This window comes from Microcoleus sp. S36b_A4 (genome assembly GCF_036700645.1).
In the GTDB taxonomy this organism is placed as follows: Bacteria; Cyanobacteriota; Cyanobacteriia; order Cyanobacteriales; family Microcoleaceae; genus Microcoleus.
This window is the reverse complement of the sequence record NZ_JAUBPI010000168.1, coordinates 1-6247: the sequence shown is the minus strand read 5'-3', so window position 1 is coordinate 6247 and position 6247 is coordinate 1. Positions and strand designations below refer to the sequence as shown.

The following is a 6247-nucleotide window of genomic DNA, read 5'->3' as shown; positions in this document are numbered from 1 at the left end:
GAATCCATTGAAAAACTAGAATCACTGTTACATAAACTTTTAAATGAAGGAGAATTAATTATGAAATGGAACCGAAAAATCAAAAACAAAGGTAACTTAGTTAATGCAGTTTAGATGTCGAACAGCTTAATATTATTTTGACCTGTCTCGTCTACCGCGATAATTGCCACTCCTGAATGAGTATTTTGGTCTATTAATACATTGTCTGTACTTAAACCATAAGATTGTAAATTTGTCAATAATTCTTCAGCAAATTTATCGTTGCCGACGCGGCCGATGATGTTGGTAGAAGTGCCGAGACGGGCGGCCGCGACGGCTTGATTTGCTCCTTTGCCGCCGCCGGCTGTGAAAAAATTGCTACCGATGATAGTTTCCCCTGGCTGCGGCAACCGGGGAGTTTTTGCTGCTAGGTCGATGTTGATACTGCCGAATACGATGATGGTCATAAATTATTCAATTTGGTAATTGGTAAGCTGTAGCGCATTTAATTTGTAAGCTACTTTTTACTTAAACTCTCGTGGGGCGGGCAGGATAGCCCGGGGCGATCGAGCTTCTATTTAAATGCCAAATAGTTTAATTGGTAATTGGTAATTCTCCCACTCTCCCATTCTCCCCCTCTCCCTCTCTCCCACTCTCCCTCTCTTCCTTAAGACGTGCTAGAACAGTTATGGTCTTCACCGGTCAATTCAATGGCTGCAATTACTCTCGATCGCAATCCCTGTGTCCTGCTAGTTGAAACAGACGAAGTTCTCGCCGGACACTTGAGTCTCGACTTAAAATCCTCCGGCTACGAACCGGTAGTGGCTTCTAATACCGCCACCGGTCAACATTTAGCCAGTGAATTGCAGCCAGCTTTGATTGTAATTGATCGGATACTTGGCCCTGAGTCGGGGCTGTCACTGTGTTCTTACCTCAGAAGTATTGGCAATCGGGTGCCGGTACTGCTATTGGTCGGTCGTGATACAGTTGACGATCGCGTAGCTTGTCTGGAAGCTGGGGCGGATGATTATTTTCTCAAACCTTACCGCACTGAGGAGTTTTTGCAGTTGGTGCGCTTGTATTTGCAGCCGGATAACACCAGCAACGAACAATTGAGGTTTGGCGATTTAGTTTTGGATTTAGCATCTAGGCGGGCCTTACGCAATGGACGGGCGATCGACCTGACGATGAAGGAATATGAGCTGCTAAAGTATTTGATGGAACATCCCCGCGAGGTTTTGACTCGGGAACAAATTCTGGAAAACGTTTGGGGTTACGACTTTCTGGGCGAGTCGAATGTGATTGAGGTTTACATCCGCTATCTGCGGCTCAAGATAGAAGATGAGGGCGAAAAGCGTTTGATTCAGACGGTGCGCGGTGTTGGCTATGTGATGCGGGAAGCTTGAAGAAGTCATTAGTCATTAGTCATTAGTCAACAATGCCCATGCCCCATGCCCTATGCCCCATGCCCCATGCCCTATGCCCAATCTAAAATCTAAAATCTAAAATCTAAAATCATTATGAGTTATTTAACTAATTTGCTCGGTATTGGAGTAAGTATATTTTTGCTGGGATGTTCGCCGACTTTACCTGTCGCGAATGCTGGTGCTACTGGTATTTTGGCGGATCAGTCTCCGACGGCGAAAACATCGGGTCAAGTGCTGCCTGTTGCTGCTAGAGCTCGGATAGGCGATCGCCCAATCGAACTCGAAGTGGCGAAAACACCGGAACAACAGGCTATGGGTTTAATGTACAGAACTTCTTTGCCGGATGACAGAGGAATGCTGTTTGAGTTTAAACCGACGCGGCGGGTCAATTTTTGGATGAAAAATTGCAAGATTTCTCTGGATATGATTTTTATCCGGGATGGGGTGGTTGAGGCGATCGAAGTTTCTGCACCTCCTTGTACTGCAGATCCTTGTCCTACCTACGGGCCCGATACTGCTGTCGATCGAGTTATTGAACTTCGGGGCGGGCGAGCTGCTGAACTCGGTGTCAAAGTGGGCGATCGTATTGAAATCGAGTTTTTCCAGTAAAACTTCGGACTGTTTCAGTAAGTAAAAGCTGGAGACAGACAAAATCCCCCGGTTTGCATCGCCCAGAGATCCCCCTACCTTCGGAATACCGGCGAAAATTTAGAAACTTTACAAAAATTGATTAAATTTGTTAAGATATTAATGTAAGATTCAGTACAAACACCCAAAGATTTGCTACGATGTCGATCTCAGTCAGTCAGGACTTGAGCTTGTTTCCGGAAGCTGTAGATGGTTGGTCGCAGGTATGAGACGAGTCAGCGACTCGTTACCAATCCTGAGAGACGATACTCAGCCTCAAGGTGTAGCAACACGAAAAGAAATTCTCTGGAAGTTCTGGCGATCGAGGTAAATCTACTAAACCTATCTAAAGTAATATGCTACGAGCCAAGTTAATTGGCGGGAATTGGCAAACTTAACTTCTGGTAGCAGTTTCGGGTTTGATCGAAATATCTAACTAATTTTGTCGAAGTAGATTTGCGGATTCTGCATTTTGGCAGATGAAGTTAAACTCTGAACTTGGTTTAGTAGTTTTAGGTAGCAGAATTTATTCTGATTCGCGCTGCAAAGATGCCGAGGTATTCAGTTTAGGTTCGATCGCGATCGCAAGTCGATCGGGCCGACATCAGGAAAATTGCAAAACCTTTCACTTTTTGGGAAAGGTTAGCTTTACAGTAGCACTCAGCATTACGTTTGGCAGTTCAACCGCTAATAGCGTTTTAAAAGCTATCAACGGTAACAAGACAAATTTAAAACTGGCTTATTACTCATCAAAAACATCAGGTTCACATCAGAAAATGGTGTCCTATACTTAGAGGTGAAATCACATGGCACCCGCTAAATACACTCGATTAATTCGCTTTTTACAAGAAGATTTGGCAATTTCGCCCGCGTCAATTGCTGTCGCTGAACGTCGTGGCGGTGACAAACAGCCGCAGCGCGATAAAGACCCGAATTCCTTGCCGATGGTTCTGTGGCAATACGGTTTAGTCACTCTCGAACAGTTGGATAAAATCTTTGATTGGTTATCCGAAGCATATTAAAAGGATTTTAGATTTTAGAGAGAATCCAAAATCCAAAATCCTTTAATAACTTGGATTAGGATTCAGCCAAGAACTTGGCAGCAGCGGCAACGCCGGCACCAGGAGTGTAGCCTTCATGACCCAATTCTTGCAACACTACTTCTAAAGAGGAAATTGCTGCTAGAATATCGCGATCGCACACAAAGCCCAAATGACCGATTCGGAAGATTTTACCTTTCAAATGGTCTTGTCCGTCGGCGAGAGCAATGTCAAATCTCTTTCTCATCAAAGTCCGCACTTTTTGAGCATCTACGGATGCTGGCGGCATAACCGAAGTAATCGCAGGGCTGGCGGCATCGTCAGCAGCAAACAACGGCAAACCTAAAGCTTTTACAGCAGCGCGAGTAGTTGTCATCAACCGTTTGTGCCGCGCGAAAATATTTTCTAACCCTTCTGTTTTCATCATCTGCAGCGATGCTTGCAGGGCAAAAAACATATTGACAGGGGGAGTAAAAGGAGTGGTATTTTTGGCAGCGTCTTTGCTATATTTGCCCAAATCCAAATAATAGCGGGGCAGTTTCGCAGTTTTGTAAGCTTCCCAAGCTTTGGGACTGACGGCCACAAAACCCAAACCTGGAGGAATCATGTAAGCTTTCTGAGAACCCGAAGCAATGACATCGATTCCCCAAGCGTCCATCGGAATATTGACAGCGCCTAAGCTAGTGACAGCATCGACCATAATTAAAGCTTCACCGTGGGCTTTAACGTGGCGGTTGATGGTTTCGAGGTCGTTGAGGACGCCGGTAGAGGTTTCCGAGTGGGTGATGATGACAGCTTTGATTTGCTTCTCTGTATCTGCTTCGAGTTTTTCGCGGAAGTTTTCGGGGTCTAAAGGTTGGCCCCACTCGGCTTTAATAATTTCGGCGTTTAAACCATAAGCTTCGGCGACTTCAGCCCAACGTTCACCAAATTTGCCGTTGCATCCGACTAAAACTCGATCGCCCGCACTCAAGAAATTAATTATCCCAGCTTCCATTGCGCCGGTACCAGAAACCGTTAAACTCAGCACGTCACTTTTTGTTTGGTGCAGCCATTTGAGGTTTTCCGTACATTCTGCAAAAATCCCGTCAAATTCCTTGCTGCGGTGGCCCATCGGGTGTTTTGCCATCGCTAACAAGGCCGCTTCAGGTACCGGCGTCGGGCCGGGAATCATCAGCATTAATTTGTTGTCCATGATATTGTCCTAAGTTTTTCTGTGGGAGTTATATAGAATAAATCAAATACGATACGTCACGTCGCTACTCTAAGTTTTTTAACTTTTAACTCCCTTGTGGTTAATTTCATTTAGAGACCAGCGATGTTCTACCGCTAAGTTCGATCGCTCGCAGCTTTGTTCTAATTGCTTTTGAATGGCAAGGGCTTTACGCAGTGTAATAATAAGTTGGTGCACTTGTTGCTGCTGCGGCGATTGTGGACTGACAGCAAACATCGTTTTGCGTTCTAACAATTGAAGTAGCAATTCATAATGAATGTACGAAGGAAGGGGGATTGGCTCCATGAAAGCTAACATACCTCAGCGAACCGACACCCCACTGCAATTGCATGAGGCATCACAGGTGAACATTAGATGCCCGATTTTTTATTTGTTTTCTAACCGTACAATAACCCCTGCTTTGCCGATCAAATATTCGGGGCTGGGGGCGTTGCACACGCTAAATTTTGCGATCGACAGGCTTACAGAATAGATTTAATTGCTTTCTGGCAAAATATTTCTATGCAATATAGCTTTCAGTGCTATTTCTTTTTTACAGTAGCGCTTGAGTCGATGCAGGCTAGAAATTCTCATTATTTACCTACTTAATCATTTTTTATCAGAATTAAGGGTGCTTTGTCAAGCGGTCTCGCCTTTCACAGGCTGGGAGGGTGATCGGCAAGGGAGGCTAAAGCGGCGCCCGGATCGGGCTGCTTGACCAGAGATTCGCCGATGAGGACGGCTTCGGCTCCGGCGGTGGCAAGTTTAGCGAGGTCGTCGGGAGTGTGGATTCCTGACTCGCTGACGATGAGGATGCCTTTTGCTTGGATTTCGGTTTGGCGGGAGGCTAATAGTTGGCTGGTGGTTTCTAAACTGACGGAAAAGTCTGCTAGGTTGCGGTTGTTGATGCCGATCAGGTTAACGCCTTCTAGGGTTAATACTCGATCGAGTTCTTCGAGAGTGTGAACTTCTATTAAAGCTGTCATGCCCAAAGTCTTGACAATTTTGACAAAGTATTGTAAGTCTTTATCAGACAGAATGGCGGCGATTAAAAGTACGGCATCAGCGCCGTGAATGCGGGCGAGATAAATTTGGTAGGGATAGATAATAAACTCTTTGCAAAGTAAGGGTAAATCGACGGCGGCACGGATTTTAGCGAGGTTGTCGAAGCTACCTTGAAAAAACTTTTCATCGGTGAGTACGGAGATGCAGCTAGCGCCGTTTTGTTGGTAAGCTAGGGCGATCGCCACCGGATCGAAATCTTCGCGAATTACGCCTTTACTGGGAGAAGCTTTTTTGACTTCGGCGATGATAGCGGGTGTGGTTTTGCCGTTTTTAAGGGCGGCAAGAAAGTCGCGAGTTGGCGGTGCGAAGGGGAGTTTTTTGTGAAGTTCGGATAAGGGAGTGCGATCGCGCTTTTGGGCTACTTCGGCTTCTTTTTCCCAGACGATTTCTTCGAGGATGTGCTGGGGTTCGGCGTCGGGTACCGCGATTTGGTAGCTGAGGTAGAGTACGGAGACGGATGTGCTGGGGGGACGACGGCGGATTTGAAGCATGATAGGGGGATAAAGGGCGATCGTAACAAGTTTCTATTATATAAGGTCGATCGCTCTTTTCAATTTATGATAAAATGCGAGGCTCTCCTGAGTTTATGGTGTAAAATGTACCTACTAATACATTTACCGTTATGAGCTTCCATCTAGACTATCTATTAGCCTTGCCTGGAGTCAGGGTTGAAACTTGTACTCAAGTTGAGGGAAAAATTTTCTTGGGACTGAGCATTTTATCAGAAAGAATTGTTTGTCATCATTGTAACAATCCTACCGAAAAACTGCATCAAAATCGACCAATTTTAGTAAGAGATTTGTCGGTTTTTGGTCGTCCTGGGTAGTGCCCTGAAGGAAAGGATTAAGAGAATTAAACTGAATTCAAAGAAAGTAGGCGTTTAGAGTTGTAAATTA

The 6247-nt window shown here is 45.3% G+C and carries 8 protein-coding genes and 2 pseudogenes; 6 read left to right on the top strand and 4 right to left on the bottom strand.

Annotation, left to right across the window (positions count from 1 at the left end; genetic code table 11):
* Window positions 1–114, top strand: a pseudogene (locus QUA03_RS28050) (IS630 family transposase); the annotation flags it as partial.
* 14 nt (window positions 115–128) lie between these two features.
* Here QUA03_RS28050 and QUA03_RS28045 read toward each other — a convergent pair.
* Window positions 129–446: pseudogene (locus QUA03_RS28045) on the bottom strand (PfkB family carbohydrate kinase); the annotation flags it as partial.
* Between the two features lie 243 nt (window positions 447–689).
* Between QUA03_RS28045 and nblR the strand changes: the two are divergent.
* The 4 genes from nblR to QUA03_RS28025 all read left to right on the top strand — a co-directional run bounded on the left by nblR (window position 690) and on the right by QUA03_RS28025 (window position 3055).
* Complete coding sequence (gene nblR, locus QUA03_RS28040; RefSeq protein WP_333216888.1) at window positions 690–1385, top strand: response regulator transcription factor NblR; 696 nt, start codon at window positions 690–692, stop codon at window positions 1383–1385.
* A gap of 114 nt (window positions 1386–1499) precedes the next feature.
* A complete protein-coding gene (locus QUA03_RS28035; protein ID WP_333216886.1) occupies window positions 1500–2015 on the top strand; it encodes a DUF192 domain-containing protein in 516 nt (171 codons plus the stop codon).
* A 497-nt stretch (window positions 2016–2512) separates the two neighbouring features.
* The gene (locus QUA03_RS28030; RefSeq protein WP_333216884.1) at window positions 2513–2827 is read left to right on the top strand and encodes a hypothetical protein; all 315 of its coding nucleotides are present in this window, start codon (window positions 2513–2515) and stop codon (window positions 2825–2827) included.
* 12 nt (window positions 2828–2839) lie between these two features.
* Window positions 2840–3055, top strand: coding sequence for a DUF2949 domain-containing protein (locus QUA03_RS28025; RefSeq protein WP_333216882.1), 216 nt, complete (start codon window positions 2840–2842; stop codon window positions 3053–3055).
* Window positions 3056–3110: 55 nt separating this feature from the next.
* Here the strand turns inward: QUA03_RS28025 and QUA03_RS28020 are convergent, their stop codons facing one another.
* From QUA03_RS28020 to trpC, 3 genes are all read right to left on the bottom strand, one after another.
* A complete protein-coding gene (locus tag QUA03_RS28020) occupies window positions 3111–4268 on the bottom strand; it encodes an alanine--glyoxylate aminotransferase family protein (RefSeq protein ID WP_333216880.1) in 1158 nt (385 codons plus the stop codon).
* 78 nt (window positions 4269–4346) lie between these two features.
* Window positions 4347–4592, bottom strand: coding sequence for a DUF5340 domain-containing protein (locus QUA03_RS28015; RefSeq protein ID WP_041623669.1), 246 nt, complete (start codon window positions 4590–4592; stop codon window positions 4347–4349).
* A gap of 350 nt (window positions 4593–4942) precedes the next feature.
* Window positions 4943–5842 (bottom strand): indole-3-glycerol phosphate synthase TrpC, encoded by a 900-nt coding sequence (gene trpC, locus QUA03_RS28010; protein ID WP_333216877.1) that lies wholly within the window; start codon window positions 5840–5842, stop codon window positions 4943–4945.
* A gap of 131 nt (window positions 5843–5973) precedes the next feature.
* Between trpC and QUA03_RS28005 the strand changes: the two genes are divergently transcribed.
* The gene (locus QUA03_RS28005) at window positions 5974–6177 is read left to right on the top strand and encodes a transposase family protein (RefSeq protein WP_333216875.1); all 204 of its coding nucleotides are present in this window, start codon (window positions 5974–5976) and stop codon (window positions 6175–6177) included.
* Window positions 6178–6247 lie beyond the last annotated feature (70 nt).

Excerpts from the sequence above, each read along its gene's own strand:
- nblR (WP_333216888.1), top strand. The coding sequence starts at position 690 with ATGGCTGCAATTACTCTCGATCGCAATCCCTGTGTCCTGCTAGTTGAA.
- QUA03_RS28035 (WP_333216886.1), top strand. The coding sequence starts at position 1,500 with ATGAGTTATTTAACTAATTTGCTCGGTATTGGAGTAAGTATATTTTTG.
- QUA03_RS28030 (WP_333216884.1), top strand. The coding sequence starts at position 2,513 with ATGAAGTTAAACTCTGAACTTGGTTTAGTAGTTTTAGGTAGCAGAATT.
- QUA03_RS28025 (WP_333216882.1), top strand. The coding sequence starts at position 2,840 with ATGGCACCCGCTAAATACACTCGATTAATTCGCTTTTTACAAGAAGAT.
- QUA03_RS28020 (WP_333216880.1), bottom strand. The coding sequence starts at position 4,268 with ATGGACAACAAATTAATGCTGATGATTCCCGGCCCGACGCCGGTACCT.
- QUA03_RS28015 (WP_041623669.1), bottom strand. The coding sequence starts at position 4,592 with ATGGAGCCAATCCCCCTTCCTTCGTACATTCATTATGAATTGCTACTT.
- trpC (WP_333216877.1), bottom strand. The coding sequence starts at position 5,842 with ATGCTTCAAATCCGCCGTCGTCCCCCCAGCACATCCGTCTCCGTACTC.
- QUA03_RS28005 (WP_333216875.1), top strand. The coding sequence starts at position 5,974 with ATGAGCTTCCATCTAGACTATCTATTAGCCTTGCCTGGAGTCAGGGTT.